Annotated in this window: 17 protein-coding genes and 1 tRNA gene; 6 read left to right on the forward strand and 12 right to left on the reverse strand. The window is 67.8% G+C overall.

Annotation, left to right across the window (positions count from 1 at the left end):
* Nucleotides 1-18 precede the first annotated feature (18 nt).
* Together glmS and ACH438_RS22010 are read right to left on the reverse strand one after the other, a co-directional pair.
* A complete protein-coding gene (gene glmS / locus ACH438_RS22005) occupies nucleotides 19-1,857 on the reverse strand; it encodes a glutamine--fructose-6-phosphate transaminase (isomerizing) (protein ID WP_397007971.1) in 1,839 nt (612 codons plus the stop codon).
* Nucleotides 1,858-1,873: 16 nt separating this feature from the next.
* Nucleotides 1,874-2,143 (reverse strand): hypothetical protein, encoded by a 270-nt coding sequence (locus ACH438_RS22010; RefSeq protein ID WP_397007973.1) that lies wholly within the window; start codon nucleotides 2,141-2,143, stop codon nucleotides 1,874-1,876.
* Between the two features lie 233 nt (nucleotides 2,144-2,376).
* On the opposite strand from ACH438_RS22010, the gene ACH438_RS22015 reads away from it, so the two are divergent.
* Both ACH438_RS22015 and ACH438_RS22020 read left to right on the forward strand, forming a co-directional pair.
* Entirely contained in the window at nucleotides 2,377-2,904 is a 528-nt protein-coding gene (locus tag ACH438_RS22015; RefSeq protein ID WP_397007975.1) for a peptidylprolyl isomerase, read from the forward strand.
* Nucleotides 2,905-2,944: 40 nt separating this feature from the next.
* Nucleotides 2,945-3,817 (forward strand): rhomboid family intramembrane serine protease, encoded by an 873-nt coding sequence (locus ACH438_RS22020; RefSeq protein ID WP_397007977.1) that lies wholly within the window; start codon nucleotides 2,945-2,947, stop codon nucleotides 3,815-3,817.
* Here the strand turns inward: ACH438_RS22020 and ACH438_RS22025 are convergent.
* Both ACH438_RS22025 and crgA read right to left on the reverse strand, forming a co-directional pair.
* Nucleotides 3,814-4,257 (reverse strand): PH domain-containing protein, encoded by a 444-nt coding sequence (locus tag ACH438_RS22025; protein WP_397007979.1) that lies wholly within the window; start codon nucleotides 4,255-4,257, stop codon nucleotides 3,814-3,816. The two genes, ACH438_RS22020 and ACH438_RS22025, sit on opposite strands and share 4 nt — an antisense overlap.
* Nucleotides 4,258-4,330: 73 nt before the next feature.
* Complete coding sequence (gene crgA / locus ACH438_RS22030; protein WP_397007981.1) at nucleotides 4,331-4,597, reverse strand: cell division protein CrgA; 267 nt, start codon at nucleotides 4,595-4,597, stop codon at nucleotides 4,331-4,333.
* 161 nt (nucleotides 4,598-4,758) lie between these two features.
* On the opposite strand from crgA, the gene ACH438_RS22035 reads away from it, so the two are divergent.
* The 3 genes from ACH438_RS22035 to ACH438_RS22045 are packed head-to-tail and all read left to right on the forward strand — an operon-like array spanning nucleotide 4,759 to nucleotide 6,557.
* A complete protein-coding gene (locus ACH438_RS22035) occupies nucleotides 4,759-5,397 on the forward strand; it encodes an aminodeoxychorismate/anthranilate synthase component II (RefSeq protein WP_397007983.1) in 639 nt (212 codons plus the stop codon).
* Between the two features lie 19 nt (nucleotides 5,398-5,416).
* The gene (locus tag ACH438_RS22040) at nucleotides 5,417-6,106 is read left to right on the forward strand and encodes a RibD family protein (RefSeq protein WP_397007985.1); all 690 of its coding nucleotides are present in this window, start codon (nucleotides 5,417-5,419) and stop codon (nucleotides 6,104-6,106) included.
* Complete coding sequence (locus ACH438_RS22045; RefSeq protein WP_397007987.1) at nucleotides 6,096-6,557, forward strand: dCMP deaminase; 462 nt, start codon at nucleotides 6,096-6,098, stop codon at nucleotides 6,555-6,557. The genes ACH438_RS22040 and ACH438_RS22045 overlap by 11 nt, the downstream gene beginning before the upstream one ends.
* Before the next feature lie 68 nt (nucleotides 6,558-6,625).
* On the opposite strand, the gene pknB is transcribed toward ACH438_RS22045, so the two are convergent.
* From pknB to ACH438_RS22080, 7 genes are all read right to left on the reverse strand, one after another.
* A complete protein-coding gene (gene pknB / locus ACH438_RS22050; RefSeq protein WP_397007989.1) occupies nucleotides 6,626-8,536 on the reverse strand; it encodes a Stk1 family PASTA domain-containing Ser/Thr kinase in 1,911 nt (636 codons plus the stop codon).
* Nucleotides 8,533-10,113, reverse strand: coding sequence for a protein kinase (locus tag ACH438_RS22055; protein WP_397007991.1), 1,581 nt, complete (start codon nucleotides 10,111-10,113; stop codon nucleotides 8,533-8,535). The genes pknB and ACH438_RS22055 overlap by 4 nt, the downstream gene beginning before the upstream one ends.
* A gap of 34 nt (nucleotides 10,114-10,147) precedes the next feature.
* A complete protein-coding gene (locus ACH438_RS22060) occupies nucleotides 10,148-11,629 on the reverse strand; it encodes a peptidoglycan D,D-transpeptidase FtsI family protein (protein ID WP_397007993.1) in 1,482 nt (493 codons plus the stop codon).
* A complete protein-coding gene (locus tag ACH438_RS22065) occupies nucleotides 11,626-13,155 on the reverse strand; it encodes an FtsW/RodA/SpoVE family cell cycle protein (RefSeq protein WP_397007995.1) in 1,530 nt (509 codons plus the stop codon). Before ACH438_RS22065 ends, ACH438_RS22060 begins: the two co-directional genes overlap by 4 nt.
* A complete protein-coding gene (locus ACH438_RS22070) occupies nucleotides 13,155-14,621 on the reverse strand; it encodes a protein phosphatase 2C domain-containing protein (RefSeq protein WP_397007997.1) in 1,467 nt (488 codons plus the stop codon). Before ACH438_RS22070 ends, ACH438_RS22065 begins: the two co-directional genes overlap by 1 nt.
* Entirely contained in the window at nucleotides 14,618-15,085 is a 468-nt protein-coding gene (locus ACH438_RS22075) for an FHA domain-containing protein (RefSeq protein ID WP_040862589.1), read from the reverse strand. The genes ACH438_RS22070 and ACH438_RS22075 overlap by 4 nt, the downstream gene beginning before the upstream one ends.
* A gap of 190 nt (nucleotides 15,086-15,275) precedes the next feature.
* Nucleotides 15,276-16,673, reverse strand: a complete 1,398-nt coding sequence (locus ACH438_RS22080; protein WP_397007999.1) for a DUF3662 and FHA domain-containing protein — start codon at nucleotides 16,671-16,673, stop codon at nucleotides 15,276-15,278.
* A gap of 280 nt (nucleotides 16,674-16,953) precedes the next feature.
* Here ACH438_RS22080 and ACH438_RS22085 point away from each other — a divergent pair.
* A tRNA-Leu gene (locus ACH438_RS22085) sits at nucleotides 16,954-17,039 on the forward strand.
* Nucleotides 17,040-17,752: 713 nt separating this feature from the next.
* Here ACH438_RS22085 and ACH438_RS22090 read toward each other — a convergent pair.
* Nucleotides 17,753-18,796 carry a stage II sporulation protein M gene (locus ACH438_RS22090; RefSeq protein WP_397008001.1) on the reverse strand — a complete coding sequence of 348 codons (1,044 nt, stop codon included), beginning with the start codon at nucleotides 18,794-18,796 and terminating at the stop codon, nucleotides 17,753-17,755.
* Between the last annotated feature and the right edge of the window lie 43 nt (nucleotides 18,797-18,839).

Here is an 18,839-nt window from a genome sequence, read left to right on the forward strand (position 1 = left end):
CTGAGCCCCCGGGACCCCTTATTCGACGGTCACACTCTTGGCGAGGTTGCGGGGCTTGTCCACATCCCGATCGAGAGCCACCGCCGTGTGATAGGCCAGTAGCTGCAGTGGGATCGTGAGGATGATCGGGTCGAGTTCGGGGGCAACTTCGGGGACGCGAATTACGGCGTCTGCCAAGCCGTCCGGAAGGTCCGTATTGGTGACGGCGATGACGGGGCCGCCGCGGGCCTTGATCTGTTCGATGGTGGTGATGTTCTTGGCGAGGAGTTCGTCCTTGGGGACGAGGACCACGCTCGGCATTTCCGGGTCGATCAAGGCCAGGGGGCCGTGCTTGAGTTCGGAGCCCTGGTAGGCCTCGGCGTGGATGTAGCTGATCTCCTTGAGTTTCTGCGCGCCCTCGCGGGCGACCGGCCAGGCGCGGACGCGGCCGACGAAGAACATGCTGCGCGCCTTGGCATATCGGGCGGCGACATCGGCGATCTGGTCGTCGGCTTCGAGGACCGATTCGATGGCTTCCGGCAGTGCGCGCAGTCCGGAGACGATGCGTTCGCCCGCGGCGGCGGACAGGTCGCGTACTCGGCCCAGGACGAGGCCGAGCATGGCGAAGGAGACGGTCATGTTGGTGAGCGCCTTGGTGGACGCCACCGACACCTCCGGACCGGCGTGCAGGAAGACGCCCGCGCCGCATTCGCGGGCGATGGCGCTGCCGACCACGTTCACCGCGCCGATGACGCGGCCGCCCTTGCGCTGCAATTCTTGAACGGCCGCAAGGGTATCCAGGGTTTCGCCGGACTGGCTGATGGCGATGTAGAGGGCGTCGGGGTCGACGACCGGATTGCGGTAGCGGAATTCGGAGGCGGGTTCGGCGGTGGCGGGGATGCGGGCGAGTTCCTCGACCAGCTGGGCGCCGATCTGGCCCGCGTAATAGGCGGAGCCGCAACCGAGGAACACGACCTTGCGGATGCCGCGCAGTTCCCGCGCGTCCATATTGAGTCCGCCGAGTATCGCGGTGGAGAAGCGTTCGTCGAGCCGGCCGCGCAGCGCGCGGCGGACCGCGTCGGGCTGTTCCGCCATTTCCTTGCGCATGAAGTCGGGGTAGCCGCCGAGCGCGTAGTCCTCGGCCGCCATATCGATGGTGGTCGGGATCTTGTCGGTGTGCTGTGCGTCGAGTCCGAGTGTGCTGGTGCGGAATTCGCCCGCGCGCACGGTGGCGAGTTCGCCGTCGTCGAGGAACACCACGCGCTGGGTGTGGTGCACGAGCGCGGCCACATCGGAGGCGACGAACATTTCGCCGTCGCCGACGCCGAGCACGATGGGGCTGCCGTTGCGGGCCACCACCAGTTCGTCGGGTCGCCGCGCGTCCAGCACGAGCAGTCCATAGGTGCCCTCGACCCGGTGCAGGGCGGCGCGGACCGCGTCCTCGAGGCTGCCGGCGTCGTCGAGGGCGGCGGCGATGAGGTGGGCGATGGCCTCGGTGTCGGTGTCGGACACGAACTGCACGCCGTCGGCGGTGAGTGCGGCGCGGAGTTGCTCGGCGTTCTCGACGATGCCGTTGTGCACGACGGCGATGCGGCCGGAGCCGTCGGTGTGCGGGTGGGCGTTCACGTCGCTGGGTTCACCGTGGGTGGCCCAGCGGGTGTGGGCGATGCCGACGGTGCCGCGCAGCCGCGCGCCCTCGGCGTCGACCCGGTTGCGCAGGTCCTGGACCCGGCCCTGGGTCTTGGTGATGCGCAGCCGGCCGCGGTGCGGCACGGCCAGGCCGGCGGAGTCGTAGCCCCGGTATTCCAGCCGGTGCAGTCCTTCCACCAGAACCGGCACGGCATCCCGATGCCCGATGTATCCGACGATTCCACACATTGCGCGGCGGACTCCTCTACCCGTAGACGATGCGGCGCAGTTGCCGTTCGGTGAAGTCGGGGGCCGCGACCGGCCGGGCGGCCAGTTCGGCGGCGAGCTGCTGCCAGATATCGGCATTGCGCAGTTGCCGGCGTTGCAGTTCGGCATGCCTGCGGCGCACGAACTGTTCGGCGGTCTCGTCGAAGTAGCCGACGACGTCGGCGACCACGCGGGCCGCGACGGCGGGCGGCAGGCCCGTGGAGGCTGCCACGTGACGCACCAGCTCGACCGGGACCCCGTCATTCACTCGTCCGAACCTGCCATACGGGCGGGCGTTGCGCCAACTTCCTGCCCGATTTCGGGCAGAAATTAAGGTGACAACTGATTTCGGGCGGGTGTGGGTAACTCATCGGGTACGGGCCGAATCGGGTACGTCGCTATACCGCAGGCCGCCTGCCCGGCGCCGACGGCACTCAGTTGTGCGCTGAAGTTGCGGGGAGGCGGCGGAGCAACGGGCGGTGCAGCACATATCCTGGGCGCGTGACCTCACCGAATCAGACCGCCGTCGCCACTCTGCACACCAACCTCGGCGACATCAAGATCTCGCTTTTCGGTAACCACGCCCCGGCCACGGTGCGCAATTTCCTCGGCCTGGCCGACGGTTCCGCCCCGTACACCACGAAGAACGCCCAGGGCACCGACTCCGGCCCGTTCTACGACGGCGCCGTCTTCCACCGCGTGATCGACGGCTTCATGATTCAGGGCGGCGACCCGACCGGCACCGGGCGCGGCGGCCCCGGCTACGAGTTCAAGGACGAATTCCACCCGGAGCTGCGTTTCGATCGCGGCTATCTGCTGGCCATGGCGAATGCCGGGCCGGGCACCAATGGTTCCCAGTTCTTCATCACGGTCGGCGCGCAGTCGCATCTGAACCGCCGCCACACCATCTTCGGTGAAGTGGTGGACCCGGATTCGCGCAAGGTGGTCGACGCCATCGCCACCGCGGCGACCGACCGCAACGACCGTCCCAAGGACGAGGTCGTGATCGACAGCATCACCATCTCCTGACCGGCACTCCCGAAAACCGGCATCTCCGAAAAGAATTCGCATGAACCCGCAACCGCCCGCACCGACCTGCTTCCGCCACCCCGACCGGGCCACCGGTCTGGGCTGCACCCGGTGCGGGCGGCCCGCCTGCCCGGAATGCCTCACCCCGGCCGCCGTCGGCCAGCACTGTGTGGAGTGTGTCCAGCAGGGCCGCAAGGACACTCGTGCCGCGCGCACGGTGGCCGGCGCCACGCAGACCGCGCAGGTGCCGCGGCCGCTGGTGACCTACGCGCTCATCGGGATCAATGTGCTGGTGTTCGCGGCGACCGCGTTCCAGGCGCACAGCGTCATGAACAACAAGTACTCCAGCCTGTTCCTGGACTGGGTGCTGGTGCCGGCCGCGGTCGGCAATGGCGACTGGGTGCGGGTGATCGGTTCCGGGTTCCTGCACATCGGCCCGATTCACCTGCTGGCCAATATGTTCGCGCTGTACGTGATCGGGCCCTACTGTGAGGCGGCCTTCGGGCGTGCCCGCTATCTGAGCCTGTACATGGCCGCGCTGCTGGGCGGTTCGGCGGCGGTGACCGCGCTGTCGGGTCCGATGACGGCGTCGGCGGGTGCGTCGGGCGCGATCTTCGGATTGTTCGGCGCGGTCGCGATCGTCATGCTGCGGACGCGGCAGAACCTGACGCAGATCCTGATGCTGCTGGTGATCAACCTGATCATCACGTTCTCGGTGCCGGGCATCTCGGTGTGGGCGCACCTGGGCGGTCTGCTGGCGGGAACGGTGGCGGCGGTCGGGTTCATCTACCTGCCGCGCTGGCTGGGCGCCCGCAACCAGAAGACGGCCTACGGGATCGGCTGGGGTGCGGTCGCCGCCGTCGCGATCGCGGCGATCCTGGTCACGGCGCTGGCCGCGCCGACCTACTACTAGCGCGCGAGGTGGATGCGCAGCACTTCGAGGACGTCCTCGGGGTGCGCGCCGAGATCCCAGCGGCCGAAGATGATGAGCTTCTCCTCGCCGTGGTGATCCACGTCCATCTCCAGCATGGGCATGCGGCGGCCGAGCCGCCGGTAGCCGACCACGCGGACGCGCAGGATCCGGTCGGGGGAGTAGCGCTGCGGCCCGGCCATCCCGCGCACCACCACGTGCACCGGGTCACCGGGTTCGATCTCCAGGCGGGGACGCTGCCGGACTCCCATGAAACACAGGAACAGCAGGCCCAGCGCGGCGAGCCCGATGAGCAGGCGTGCGGCATTGTCGTTCGACAGGTACGCGGCCCCGGCCAGGACGACGCCGCCGAGCCCGCAGACGGCGAGCGCGGCGGGCGGGGTGGACCAGGCGAGTCGGGAGGAGGGATCGGCGGTCGTCACTGTCCCCACTCCCTCCTCGAGTTGTCCACAAGGTCATCCACAGATGTGTATGAATAACACCTGTGTAAGGAGTTCATCGCCAGCGCATGGTCATGATCAGGCCGACGACCATGAGGCCGAACCCGATCAGGAAGTTCCAGGCGCCGAGATCGCTCATCCAGCCGATCTGCTCGTTGGCCAGGTAGTAGACCAGCAGCCAGGCCAGGCCGGCGAGCATGAAGCCAAGCATGATGGCGACGTACCAGACCGGAGACGGGCCCGCGCTCTTGACGCGCACAGGCGTGCGGCTGGCAGGGTTGATCGTGTAATCGGTCTTCTTACGGACCTTCGACTTGGGCATGACGTCCTCGGTTTCGGGGTGCTGTCTGCTAGAGATTATCCCAGGGAATATCCGGGCCGTCCGCTGGCAACAGCCGTTGAACAGCCTGTGGATGGATCCGGGGTGGATGAGCGGCGGTATTGCGTGCGACGCGAGCGCTCCCGCCCACTACGCTCGGTGTCATGCGTGTTCTGGTCGTCGACAACTACGACAGCTTCGTGTTCAACCTGGTCCAGTATCTCGGGCAGCTGGGCGCGGAGGCCGTCGTCCGGCGCAATGACGATCCACAGCTCGAGGATGTGGACTCGGTTGTGCAGAACTTCGACGGAGTGTTGATCAGCCCCGGTCCCGGCACCCCCGAACGGGCCGGGAAGAGCATAGAGCTCGTGCACGCCGCCGCGCGGCACGCCACCCCGCTGCTCGGCGTGTGCCTCGGGCATCAGGCCATCGGTTCCGCCTTCGGCGCGACCGTGACCCGTGCCCCCGAGCTGCTGCACGGGAAGACCTCGGACGTCTTCCATATCGGCGCGGGCGTGCTGGCCGGCCTGCCGGATCCCTTCACCGCCACCCGCTACCACTCGCTGACCGTGGTCGAGGACACCATGCCGCCGGAGCTGGAGGTGCTGGGCCGCACCGAATCCGGCATCGTCATGGCCCTGCGGCATCGCGAACTGCCCATCCACGGGGTGCAGTTCCACCCCGAATCGGTGCTCACCCAGGGCGGGCACCGCATGCTCGCGAACTGGCTGGGCGTGTGTGGCGAGCGGCCCGCCGAGGGCCTGGTGAAAACCCTCGAGGCGGAGGTCGCGGCACTCGTATGAGCAGCCCCGCGAGCGCGGCATGACCGGCCGGCCGCACGTCCTGCTGTCGGTGGCGGTGAGCATCGACGGCTACATCGACGATGCGAGCCCGGACCGGCTGCTGCTGTCCAATGCGGCCGACTTCGACCGCGTCGACGCCCTGCGCGCCGAATCGGACGCGATCCTCATCGGCGCGGAGACCTTGCGCCGGGACAATCCCCGGCTGCTGGTCGACAACACCGATCGGCGGCTACACCGGGTGGCGGCGGGTAAGCCCGAATATCCGCTGCGCGTGATCGTCACGGCCGCAGGCGAACTCGACCCAGCCGGGAAGTTCTGGCGGTCGGGCGGTGAAAGAGTCGTCTACACAACCGGATCCGGCGCCGATCGGATCGGTGATCGGCTGCACGGGCGTGCCGAGATCGTATCCCTCGGCGGCACGGTCGATTTCGCGGATCTGCTCGACGACCTCGGTAAACGCGGTGTCGAGCGGCTCATGGTGGAGGGCGGCGGCGCGATCCACACCGCTTTCCTGTCGGCCGGCCTGGTGGACGAGATCCACATGGCCGTGGCTCCGATCGTGGTCGGCGATCCGACTGCCCCGCGTTTCCTCGGGCCCGCCGATTTCCCCGGCGGCCCGCATCACCGCATGCAGCTGGCCGATGTCGCCCGGCTCGGCGATATCGCCCTGCTGCGTTATCTGCCGAAGGAGGATTCCGGTGTCCGATGAAGCACGCTCGGACCGCGGCTGGATGCGGCACGCCATCGGCCTGGCGCGCCTGTGCCCGCAGAGCGGGACCGCGTTCTCGGTGGGCGCGGTCATCGTCGGGGCGGACGGCGTGGAGATCACGCACGGCTGGTCCCGGGAGACCGACGAGAAGGTGCACGCGGAGGAATCCGCCTTGAACAAGCTGGAACCCGGCGATCCGCGGCTGCCGCACGCGACCGTCTACAGCACCCTGGAACCCTGTTCGGTGCGTGCGAGCAAGGACCGGCTGCCCTGCACCGACCGGATTCTGGCGGCGGGTATCCGGCGGGTGGTCATCGCCTGGCGGGAACCCGGGACTTTTGTGGATAACTGTGTGGGTGTGGAGAAACTGCGCGAGCACGGCGTCGAAGTGGTCGAATTGCCTGATCTCGCAGACGAAGCCATGTCGATGAACCGGCACCTGCAGCTCTGACGTCGCAGACGGAAAAGCGCCCCCGGCCAACAGACCGGGGGCGCTTCGTCATTCGAGGGGACCGGACATCACGGTGGGCCCAGGGACAGCACGCCGGTAGTGATGGTCACCGTCTGCGACTTGCCCAGTGAGGATCCCGCGCTCGGCTGCTGCGCCAGCACCCGTCCGACCTCGCCCGGGTTCACCGTGTTCATGGTGTTCTGCGCGATCTGCCCGTTCCAGCCCTGCTGCTGCAGGGCGCCCACGGCCTGCGCCGGGGTGAGGCCACGCAGGTCGGGCATGGTGAGCTGATCGCCGGTGGACACCTGCACGGTGACCGTGGAGCCCTTGTCGGCCTGGGTGCCCGCGGACGGGGTGGTGGCGATGACGGTGCCCTTGGGCTGGTTGTTCGGCACCTGCTGGATGGTCACCTTGAAGCCGGCGGTGTCGGACAGCGTGGACTGCGCCACGTCGATGGACTGGCCGACGACATCGGGCACCTGCACCTTGTCCGGGCCCTTGCCGAGGGTGATGGTGACCTGCCCGCCCGAGTCGGTGCGCTGACCGGCGTCGGGGCTCTGGGCGATCACCTTGTCCTTGTCGTCGATGCTCGACGCGTCCCGCTTCACATCCGGATTCAGCTGCAGCCCCTGCGAATTCAGCTGTTGCTCGGCCTGCGATTGGCTGAGTCCGGCCAGTTTCGGCACGGCGACCTGGGCGGGACCGGTCGATACCTGCAGCGTGATGGTGCTGCCCTTGTCGACCCGCGAACCACCCAATGGCTGGGTGGAGATGACATTGCCCTGCGCCACCTTCTGATCCGGCTTCTGCTGGATGGCGACGGTGAATCCGAGCCGCTCCAGATCTCGTTGCGCCAGTGCGGAGTTCTGGTTCGCGTAGTCGGGCACCGAGACCTGATCCGGATGCGAGCCGGGACCGATGAGCACCCACGCGAGGGCCGCGACCACCGCGACGATGGCGACGCTGAGCACCGCGATGAGCGCGGTGCGGCGGCGCGGGGAGGCCTCGACGATCTCCTGTTCGGTGGTGTCGTCGCCGTCGCGGCGTTCGACGGTGCGGTAGCTGCGCGGCGGCGGCAGGTCGTCGTCGAGGAAGCCGGTGCGGTCCTCGTCGGTCATGACCATGGGCGCGGTGGGCTTCTGGCCGCCGAGCACGCGGATGAGGTCGGCGCGCATCTCGGCGGCGGTCTGGTACCGGTTGGCCGGGTTCTTGCTCATGGCCTTGAGCACGACCGAGTCGAGTTCGCGCGGCACACCCGCGTACACCTGCGAGGGCAGCCGCGGATCCTCCCGCACGTGCTGGTAGGCGACCGCGACCGGGGAGTCGCCGGTGAAAGGCGGTTCGCCGGTGAGGATTTCGTACAGCACACAGCCGACCGAGTACACGTCGGAGCGGGCGTCCACCTGCTCGCCGCGGGCCTGCTCGGGCGACAGGTACTGGGCGGTGCCGATGACGGCGGCGGTCTGCGTCATGGGGTTGGAGCTGTCCGCGATGGCGCGCGCGATGCCGAAGTCCATCACCTTCACCGCGCCCGCGCGGTTGATCATGATGTTGGCGGGCTTCATGTCCCGGTGCACGATGCCGTTGCGGTGCGAGAAGTCCAGTGCCGCACACACATCCGCGATGACCTCCATGGCCCGTCGCGGCGGCAGCGGTCCCTTGCCGCGCACGAGGTCGCGCAGCGTGTCACCGTCGACGTACTCCATGACGATGTAGGGCAGCGGACCGCCGTCGATCTCGGCCTCGCCGGTGTCGTACACCGCGACGATGGCGGGATGGTTCAGCGCGGCCGCGTTCTGCGCCTCCCGCTTGAACCGCAGGTAGAAAGTGGGGTCGCGGGCCAGATCGGCGCGCAGCACCTTGATGGCTACGTCCCGGCCGAGACGCAGATCCCGGGCCTTGTGTACCTCGGACATGCCGCCGAACCCGATGATCTCGCCCAGCTCGTAGCGAGAGGACAGGTTCTTCGGGGTCGTCATGGCAGTCCTTGTGGGATGGCAGGGGGCGAGCTGTCCGGGTCCGTGGTGCCCATGTATCCGTCGTATCCCCGCGCTCCGGGAACTCCTGGCCATGGTAATTCGCCGAAGGTCGGACGCGGGAAGCGCGTGGGGGTCTGCCACGGGTTGGGCGTGGTGGTCGTCGTGGTGGTCGGCGGGACCGTGGTGGTCGTGGTCGGCGGCACCGTCGTCGTGGTGGTGGGCGGCGCCGTCGTGGTCGTGACCGGCGGATCCGTGCTCTGGTCGTAGGTGGGCGGCGGCTGCTGCCGGTGCGTCCGGGTGGTCGTGGTGGGCGCGTCGTCGGTGGTGGTCGTGGTGGGCGGCACCACCGGGGGCGCGACCACGGCACTGGTCTTGGTCGCCGGGGTGGTGTCGTTCGAGGTGTCACCGAGCAGCACCCAGGCGGCCAGGCCGCCGAGAATCAGTGCGCCGACGCCGAATCCGGCGACCGCCTTCTGATTGTTGCTGAAACGCCCGCCACCGCCGGTGCCCGTGCCGTTGCCGCCGCCGGGACCGGTGGGCGGTCCGCCGGCCCGGTTGGGGCCGGCCAGCAGGGTGGTCGCGGTGGCCGCGCCGGTGGGCGGCTGCGGCCGCGCGGGCGGCGGCGTGGGGTACCGGGTGGTCGGCTGGTCGGCGCGCGGCGCCCCCGGAATGATCATGGTCGGGCCGGGCGGCAGCACCCGCGTCGCACCCGTGGGAATCGGGATCCCGCCGGTCGGCGGCGGCCGTCTCCCGGAACGCACCGCGGCCACCGCGTCGGCGAACTCGCCGCCGCTGGTGTACCGCTGATGCGGATCCTTGGCCATGGTGATCTCGATCAGCTCGCGCACGTTCGGCGGCAGATCGGCGGGCAGCGGCGGCGGGGTCTCCCGCACATGCTTCATGGCGACGGTCAGGGCGCCGTCACCCGCGAAAGGCCTTGCGCCCGCGAGTGCTTCGTAACCGACCACGCCCAGCGAATACACGTCGGACGCGGAGGTGGCGTCCTCACCGGTGGCCTGCTCCGGCGCGATGTACTGCGCGGTGCCCATGACCATGCCGGTCTTGGTGACCGGCGACGCGTCCACGACCTTGGCGATACCGAAGTCGGTGATCTTCACCTGCCCGGTCGGCGTCACGAGTATGTTGCCGGGCTTCACATCCCGGTGCACCACGCTCGCCGCGTGCGCCACCTGCAGCGCGCGGCCGGTCTGCTCCAGCATGTCCAGGGCCTGCGCGACGGACAGCCGGCCCAGCCGGCTCAGCACCGCGTTCAACGGTTCGCCCTGCACGTATTCCATGACCAGATAGGCGATCTCACCGCCCGACGGGTCCGCGGTCTCGCCGTAGTCGTAGATGCCCGCGATACCGGGATGATTCAGCCGCGCCGTGGTCTGCGCCTCGGTCCGGAACCGGTGCCGGAAGGTGGGATCGGTGGAGAACTCCGCCTTCAGCACCTTCACCGCCACCCGGCGATCCAGCCGGGTGTCGAGGGCCTCCCAGACCTGGCCCATGCCGCCGGTGGCGATCAGTCGCTGCAGCCGGTACCGGTCCGCGATCAGAGCACCGTTGTTCAGCATTCGATACCCCGTCTACCTTGCACCTTCATATGGTTCAGCTCCCCTGCAACCCGGCGTCCAGCACCGCGCGGGCGATGGGTGCGGCGACGGAACCACCGGTCGCGGCCAGCGCCCGGTCACCACCGTTCTCCACGATCACCGCGATGGCGATCTTCGGGTTCTGCGCCGGCGCGAAGGCGATGTACCAGGCGTGCGGCGGGGTGTTGCGCGGATCGTTGCCGTGTTCGGCGGTACCGGTCTTGGACGCGATCTGGTACGGCCGGGGATCCGTGCCGCCCGTCGTGGCCTTCTCCGATTCGATCATCATGTTGGTGATCGTGCTGGCCACCGGCGCGGACACCGCCTGCCCGACCGAGGTTGGCTTGAAGGTGTCCAGGGTGGTCAGATCCGGCGCCTGCAGGGTGTCCACCAGATGCGGTTGCATCCGCACGCCGCCGTTGGCGATGGTCGCCGCGACCACCGCATTGTCCAGCGGGGTGAGGGCCACATCGCGCTGCCCGATGCTGCTCTGCGCGAGCGCGGCCTGATCGGGGATGGTCCCGACGGTGCTGTCCGCCCACGGAATCGGAATGTTCGGGTGCTGGCCGCCGCCGATGCCGAACGCGTTGGCCTCGTCCTTGAGCTTCGCCGCGCCGACCTTCATGCCGATCTGCGCATACGCGGTATTACAGGAGAAACGGAACGCGTCCATCATGGACGCGGTCGGCGAATTGCCGGGCCCGCAGTGCTCGCCGTCGTAGTTCTCCAGCGTGGTCGTGGTGTCCGGCAAGGTGATTCGCGGGTCCGCGGTGAACAGGTCGCTCGGCTGCGCCACATTGTTGGACAGCGCCGCCGCGGACACCACCACCTTGAACGTGGAACCCGGCGGATAGGTCTGCGAGACAGCGCGATTCAGCATCGGCTGCTTCGGATCCTGCTGCAGCTGCTGCCAGGTCTGCTGGGTGCGGGCGCCGTCGTGCCCGGACAACAGGTTCGGATCGTAGGACGGCGTGGACACCATGGTGAGGATGCGGCCGGTGCTCGGCTCGATCGCCACCACCGAACCGGTGTAGCCCTTGGCGGTCAGCTGGTCGTAGGCGACCTTCTGCATGACCGGGTTGATCGTGGTGATCACATTGCCGCCGCGCGGATCCCGGCCGGAGATCATGTCGATGAGTCGGCGCCCGAACAACTGATTGTCCGAACCGTTCAGCACCGAATCCTCGGCGTGCTCCAGGCCGGTGCTGCCGTACTGCATCGAGTAGAAGCCGGTGACGGGCGCGTACGCCTGCGGATCCGTCGGATAGGTGCGCAGGTACTTGTACCGGTCGTCGGTGGCCACCGACGACGCCAGCACGGTGCCCGACGCGGAGATCTGCCCGCGCTGGCGGGCGTACTCGTCCAGCAGCACCCGCACGTTCCGTGGATCGTTGCGCAGGCTGTCGGCCTTGATCACCTGGACGTAGGTGGCATTCGCGAGCAGCGCCACGATCATGACCATGACCGCCAGCGCCACCCGGCGCAGAGGTGTGTTCACGCGGCGCCCCCCTTGGTCTTACGCAATGTCTTACGCAACAGATCGGCCGGCTCGAGTTTGCGCGTCACCTCGGTCGCCTTGCTCAGCAACTCGGTGGGGGCGTCCACGATCGGCTCCGGCGCCCGCTTGCGCACCGGAGCGGGCGCGCGGGCCGCATCGGACACCCGAATCAGCAACGCCACCAGCGCATAGTTGGCCAGCAGCGAGGAACCGCCGTACGACATGAACGGCGTGGTCAGTCCGGTCAGCGGAATCAGCTTGGTGACACCGCCCACCACCACGAACACCTGGATCGCGACGGTGAACGCGAGACCGGCGGCCAGCAGCTTGCCGAAACTGTCCCGGATCGCCAGCGCGGTACGGATACCGCGAATCACGAACACGCAGAACAACATCAGCAGCGCGGCCAGCCCGATCAGGCCCAGCTCCTCGCCGATGGCGGACACGATGAAGTCGGTCTTGGCGAACGGCACCTGCGAGGGCCGCCCGCTACCCAGCCCCGTCCCGGCCAAGCCACCCGTGGCCAGCCCGAACAGCGACTGCGAAATCTGGTAGCCGGTATTGCTGTAATCGGCGAACGGATGCAGCCACGTCGAGGTCCGCACCCGCACCACCGCGAAGAAGTTGTACGCGAACACGAATCCGATGCCGAGCAGCACCACACCCACCGCCACCCAGCCCACCCGCTCGGTCGCGATGTAGAGCATGCACAGCACGGTGCAGTAGATGAGCAGCGAGGTGCCGAGATCCTTCTCCACCACCAGCACGCCCACCGACACGGCCCACACCACCAGGATCGGGCCCATGTCCCGCATGCGCGGCAACTCCATGCCGAACACATGCTTGCCCGCACCGGTGAACATGTCCCGCTTCGCCACCAGGATGCCCGCGAAGAAGATGATCAGCAGGATCTTCGCGAACTCACCCGGCTGAATACTGAAGCCGGTCAGGCGAATCCAGATCTTGGCGCCGTTCACCTGCGAGTACCGATCCGGCAGGAACGCCGGAACCGCCAGCGCGACCAGACCGATCAGCCCCAGCGTGTACGCGTACCGCGCCAGCGACCGGTAGTCACGCAGCACGATCAACAGACCCATGAAAACCACCATCCCCAACCCCGTCCACAGCACCTGCTGGTTGGCGTCGGGGGAGGGGATGGGCAGGGAGGCGAATGCGGCGTCCTGCGCCTCGGCTAGGTCCAGGCGGTGAATCAGCACCAGCCCCAGACCGTTCAGCAGGGCCACGATCGGTAGTAGGAGCGGATCCGCGAAGGGTGCGAACCGCCGCACCGCCAGATGCGCCACCCCGAACAAGGCCAGATACGCGGCACCCAGTTTCGCGATCTCCCAGGTGATCTCCTGCTCCTGGCTGGCTTCCACCAGGATCAGCGACACCGTGGTGATGACCGCCGCACACCCGAGCAGCAACAACTCGACATTCCGCCGAGTCGAAGGTGGCGGCGCAGGCGCGAATCCGCCGGGTGGACTGGGGAAAGCCCCAGTGGACGGCGGTGCCGGTGCGGACATCAGTCCGCCACTCTGCAGTTCTGCCCCGGAGTCTGCGGCGCGGTCGAAGTGGTGGGAACGGTCGGGGTGACCGGCGCGTGCTGCTCACCCGACGGAACGGCGGGCGTCGTCGGCGGCACCGGAGTCGTGGTGGCGGCCGGCTGATTGGCCTGATTCGGATCGGGCGCGGGCGGCGTCACCGGGGGAGCCACCGGCTGCGGCTTCTCGCACGGCGGCAGCAGTTCCCCGGCCACCAGCGTCTGGATCTGCTTGACGGCATCCTCGCGCGAACCCGGCGGCAGACCCTTGTCCACCGAATCCCGGCCACTGGGGCGCAGATCCGAGCGGGTCAGGGCACGGCAGCCGTCCGGGAAGTTGTCGCCGGGCGCGGCCAGCTTCATCTCACCCGTGCGCGTGACACACGCGATCTGATCCACATCGCGAATCGAATAACCCAGCACGGAACCGGGCAGGCCGCGCAGCACGACCACCTTCTCACCGTCCGTGCCGATGTAGTAGTTGCTGCGAATCATGTTGTAGCCCACCGTGAGACCGGCGCCGATGGCCACCAGCAGCGCGATCGACAAGGCGATCCAGCGCAGCTTGTGACTCTTCTTCGGCGGCTCCGGCTCCGGCAGCTGCACCGCGCGCCGCGGCACCGCGCGCGGCGGCCGCATGGCGGCGGCCCGCCCGGCGGCGGTGTTCGGCGGCGGCGTGTCCTCGTCCTCACCCGACGCGGCGCCCGCCACGATCGGATGCGACTGGCCGTAGTCCAGATCGATGACATCCGCGACCACCACGGTCACGTTGTCCGGACCGCCACTGCGCAAAGCCAATTCGATGAGCCGGTCGGCGGCCTCGTCGGTGCCGCCCTCCCGCATGGTGTTCTGGATGGTCTCGTCGCTCACCACATCGGACAGACCGTCCGAGCACAGGAGATAGCGATCCCCGGCACGCGCCTCGCGCATCACCAGGGTCGGCTCGATCTCGTTGCCGGTGAGCGCGCGCATGATCAGCGAACGCTGCGGATGGGTGTGCGCCTGCTCCGGCGTGATCCGGCCCTCGTCCACCAGCGACTGCACGAAGGTGTCGTCGCGGGTGATCTGTGCCAGCTCACCGTTTCTGAGCATGTAGGCGCGCGAGTCACCGATATGCGCCAGCCCGAGTTTGCGGCCCGCGAACAGGATGGCGGTGAGCGTGGTGCCCATGCCGTCGAGTTCCGGTTCCTCCTCGACCTGATCGGCGATCGCCGCATTGCCTTCGTGCACAGCACGATCCAGCTTGCCGAGCAGATCGTCGCCTGGCTCGTCGTCGTCGAGGTGCGCCAGCGCGGCGATCATCAGCTGTGAGGCGACCTCACCGGCCGCATGACCACCCATACCGTCCGCGAGCGCGAGCAGACGCGCCCCGGCGTACACGGAATCCTCGTTGTTGGCCCGTACGAGACCACGGTCGCTGCGCGCTGCGTAGCGGAGAACAAGTGTCACGATCGCAGCTCGATCACTGTCTTACCGACACGGACAGGGGTACCGAGTGGAACTCGGACCGGAGTGGTGACCTTCGACCGGTCGAGGTAGGTGCCGTTGGTGGAACCGAGATCCTCGACGTACCAATCCTCGCCGCGCGGTGACAGTCGCGCATGACGGGTGGAGGCGTAGTCGTCGGTGAGAACCAGCGTGGAGTCGTCCGCGCGCCCGATCAGCACCGGCTGTGTGCCGAGTGAGATCCGAGTGCCGGCGAGTGAACCCTGAGTCACCACGAGATATTTGGCGCCCTTCTGGCCCCGGCGGAACGATGGGAGCACCGCGGAACCGCCTGCGGCCCGAGGCGCGACCCGCAGGCCGGATGCCGCGTAGATATCGCTGCGCAGGGTCCTCAGCACCGCCCATACGAACAACCACAACAGCAGCAGGAACCCCGCCCGGGTCAATTGCAGGATCAATCCCTGCACGGGTCTCCACCTCCTGTTCGGACCGTGTCGTAGGTACGGTTCGTCGACCCCCAACCGGTGTGTTGCTGGTCAGCACGACCTACTACCACCGCGAGTGTTGGCAGCATCATAGGGCCGTAGACCGGTTGCGATCACGATACGACCGAGGAAAATCGCGCCATATCGTGACCTGCATCGCGAGCTTACGGGATCAGACGATCCGGATCAGGATCTCGGAATGTCCGGCGCGGATCACATCGCCGTCGGCGAGCTGCCAGTCCTGCACGGGCGACCCGTTGACCAGCGTGCCATTGGTCGAACCGAGGTCCGACAGCATCGCGGTCTGACCGTCCCAGCGAACCTCGATGTGCCGCCGGGAAACTCCCGTATCCGGCAGGCGGAAGTGCGCGTCCTGGCCGCGTCCGATGATGTTGCTGCCCTCGCGCAACTGGTACGTGCGGCCGGAGCCGTCGTCCAGCTGCAGCGTGGCCGAATAGCCCGAACCGCCGCGCGCCGGCGCCGCCGCGCCGTAACCGCCGCCCTGCTGGCCGTAGCCCTGGTCGGCATAGCCCTGCTGCTGGCCGTACCCCTGGTCCGCGTAACCCGGCTCGGCGTACCCGCCCTGCTCGGCGTAACCCGGCTGCTGCGCGTAGCCCTGCTCGCCATAGCCCGGCTGCTGCGCATAGCCCTGCTCGGCGTAACCCGGCTGCTGCTGCCCGTAACCGTGCTGCTGCTGCCCGTACCCCTGCTCGGCATAGCCCTGCTGCTGGCCGTACCCCGGCTCCGCGTACCCGGGCTCGGCGTAACCACCCTGCTGGCCGTAGCCCTGCTCGTAGCCCTGCTGGCCGTACGCCTGATCGGCCTGACCGTAGCCCTGCTGCTGGCCGTAGCCCTGCTCGGCGTACCCGCCCTGCTGGCCGTAGCCGGCGCCCTGCTGGTAGTCGTAGCCGTTCTGGTATTCGCTGTAGCCCTGTTGTTCGGGCTGGCCGCTGTAGCCGCCCTGTTCCGGGTACTGCTGCGCACCTCCCCGACCGTATTCGCCGTAGCCCTGCGGGTTACGGCCCGCGGGCGGGGGCGCGTACCCGCGGCCTCGTGGATCGGACTCCGCGGGCTCACGGCTCGGGTCGTAGCCTGAGTTCTGCGTCATGGGGCCAGCTCCTGGTTGCGGGTCGGTTCGTTGTGGGCGTTCAGCACCCGGTGACGGGCCTGCCCGCCGCCCCACGTCCGGATCCACCCGGCCGTGCGTCCTGAACTGTCCGGTGTGCAGCGTAGGGGATGCCTCGAACTCCACGTGCACTTCACCGTAGGTCTGCCACCCTTGTTCGCGGATGTAGTCCTGTAGATGTTTTGCGAAGGCCCGCAGTGTGAGGCCTTGATCCGCCTGTCCCTCACCCTGGACGAGCTTCCCCAGATCGGATTCGTTGACGGTGATGACATAGCTGTTCGGTGCGAGCAGATGTCCGCCGCCGACATCCTGGATATGGTCGGCGGCCTCACGCTGCAGCGCCGTTTCGACCTCCTGGGGGACCACGCTACCGCCGAAGGCTCGCGCGAAGACATCCCCGACCGCGTCCTGGAGGCGGCGTTCGAAGCGGGAAACGATCCCCATGGCCCCTCCTCTCGGGTCAGGACGCTCCCTCGAGTGAAGCGTTCTTCGTGTCGTGGTCCGTTGACGCCGTGGCGCGTCGCGGTGCGTCCGACATCAGCGACACGCAGGCATGGCGTGTCGCCGCAGGGACACGGTGATTGCATGATATCCACGATCGTCCACACCTGTAACTCTTGGAAACGCGCCAAGGTTCCCGGGGTGCTATGAGAGGTCGGTACCGCCGGTAACCAGGCGATTTCGTTTTAGCGCATACCCCGTGATAGTTTTTCTCTCGTCGCTCGGGCGAGTGGCGGAATGGCAGACGCGCTGGCTTCAGGTGCCAGTGTCCGTAAGGACGTGGGGGTTCAAGTCCCCCCTCGCCCACCAGTAGAGAAGGCCCGCTTCGGATTCGAAGCGGGCCTTTTCCGTTGTCCGGGAGACTCCGCTCGGCGGTTGCTCGATCCTTCATGAAATCCCCAGGTCGAAGGCTTGTGTGACGAAGATCGCAGGGGTGGCGGGCAGGGGCCCGCGCAGCGGGTTGCCGGGGGTCCCGGAAGGGGTTCCGGAGGGCTGTAATTCGTTTGCCGGAAGGTTTCGTGTGGGGTATGCGCCCGATTTCACTCGAGTTATGCCTGACGTCGATTTGGACTTAACCGGGGTAAACAAACTTTCAGTATGTTTATCTGCTGGCGATCAGTGGGCAAAGGGGCTGAGCTGCGGCGAAACACCAGGTTAACGCGGGTAGAACCGGTGGTAAGTGGTAAACGGGAGAGATTTCGGCAAACCGTTGGACGAGGGTTGCTGGAAGTTGCACACCGGGGGTCGAAACCGGACTGGAAAGTCGACCGGGAGGCCGGTTCCGGAGTCCTCCGCAGACCGTCCGCAAAGCGTATGCCGGGAATTAGCGATCTTGCCGGGTTCCCCACGGGGACGGCGTGTTTCGCCTGGTCGTATATACGCTTTCGGTCCGCGTTGGAGGTTGCGTAGCCATAACGATTGTGTAGAGTCATCGGCAACGCTGGCCGCAGCTGAGCCGGACTCGCTGCGGCCAGTGGATATCAATTCCGGCACGGCTCCGCCTCTCCGAGCCTGTTGCGCGACTACGAAGTCGCCACTCCCGCAATCACTTCCGGGGACCTCCCCGCCGGGTAACCCGGCATGTGCTCCGCCTCTTCCACCCCCGCGTCAAGGGCCCGCTGCGCCGCCACAACGGTTCGGCCACGAGCGAAAACATAGAAGAGGAAACCGAGTTCCGCCGCCGCGCCGGTGGTGATGCGCAGCGCGGTCGGCAAGCCGCTCGGGGTCACGAAACCCTCGATGAAACCGGAAACCAGCAGTACACCGGTCAATCCGAGCGCGATCACCGCGGTCGCCCGCCCCTGCCGGGCCAGCGCCCGGGCGCGACTCTCCCGGCCCGGATCGATCAGGGTCCAGCCCAGTTTCAGGCCCGCGCCGCCCGCCACGAAGATGGCGGTGAGCTCCAGCATGCCGTGCGGGAGGATGTAGCCGAAGAAGGAATCCATCCGGCCGGCCTCCGCCATCAGCCCGGCGCTGATCCCGAGATTCACCGCGTTCATCAGGATCAGCCACACCGCGGGCAGAATGAGAATCCCGGTGAACAAGGCCATCGCCGCCACCCACGCATTGTTCGTCCACACCTTGGCGGCGAACGCGTCGTGCGAGTGCTCGTAGTAATAGGTCTCGAACTCGCCGCCGGGCCGGGTCAGCCGGTCGGTGTCGGTATCCAGGCCCAGATGCCGGCGCGCCGCCTCCGAATTCGCGACCCACGCCGCCAGCGCCGTCGTCCCGAGCAGGAAGATCGCCGCCACCGACACCCACCAGGGCGCCGCGCGGTACACCGCCTCCGGGAAACGATGCGTGAAGAACCGCCCGATCTCCCGGACCGTATCGATCCGCGCCCCCAGAATCCGCCCCCGCGCCCGGGTCAGCACCGCCGAAAGCCCCGCCAGCAACTCCGGATCCGCCGACCGCGTCTGCAATCGCGCCAGCTGCTGCGACGCCAGCCGATACAGACGGACCAGTTCATCCGCCTCCGCCCCATCGAGGCGCTGCCGCTGTGAAGCCAGCCGATCCAGCCGATCCCACGTCGGCCGGTGCACGAACGTGTACGCGTCCAGATCCATCGGGTCCCCTCCTACCGGGCTCGCTCGAATGCTATTCGAGCAG

Origin of the sequence: Nocardia sp. NPDC020380 (genome assembly GCF_044386975.1) — a bacterium.
Taxonomy (GTDB): domain Bacteria; phylum Actinomycetota; class Actinomycetes; order Mycobacteriales; family Mycobacteriaceae; genus Nocardia.

What these genes read in the sequence shown, in the direction of transcription:
- ACH438_RS22035 (WP_397007983.1), top strand. Translation starts at nt 4,759, where the DNA reads ATGCGTGTTCTGGTCGTCGACAACTACGACAGCTTCGTGTTCAACCTG.
- ACH438_RS22055 (WP_397007991.1), bottom strand. Translation starts at nt 10,113, where the DNA reads ATGCTGAACAACGGTGCTCTGATCGCGGACCGGTACCGGCTGCAGCGA.
- ACH438_RS22040 (WP_397007985.1), top strand. Translation starts at nt 5,417, where the DNA reads ATGACCGGCCGGCCGCACGTCCTGCTGTCGGTGGCGGTGAGCATCGAC.
- ACH438_RS22065 (WP_397007995.1), bottom strand. Translation starts at nt 13,155, where the DNA reads ATGTCCGCACCGGCACCGCCGTCCACTGGGGCTTTCCCCAGTCCACCC.
- glmS (WP_397007971.1), bottom strand. Translation starts at nt 1,857, where the DNA reads ATGTGTGGAATCGTCGGATACATCGGGCATCGGGATGCCGTGCCGGTT.
- ACH438_RS22090 (WP_397008001.1), bottom strand. Translation starts at nt 18,796, where the DNA reads ATGGATCTGGACGCGTACACGTTCGTGCACCGGCCGACGTGGGATCGG.
- pknB (WP_397007989.1), bottom strand. Translation starts at nt 8,536, where the DNA reads ATGACGACCCCGAAGAACCTGTCCTCTCGCTACGAGCTGGGCGAGATC.
- crgA (WP_397007981.1), bottom strand. Translation starts at nt 4,597, where the DNA reads ATGCCCAAGTCGAAGGTCCGTAAGAAGACCGATTACACGATCAACCCT.
- ACH438_RS22080 (WP_397007999.1), bottom strand. Translation starts at nt 16,673, where the DNA reads ATGGGGATCGTTTCCCGCTTCGAACGCCGCCTCCAGGACGCGGTCGGG.
- ACH438_RS22020 (WP_397007977.1), top strand. Translation starts at nt 2,945, where the DNA reads ATGAACCCGCAACCGCCCGCACCGACCTGCTTCCGCCACCCCGACCGG.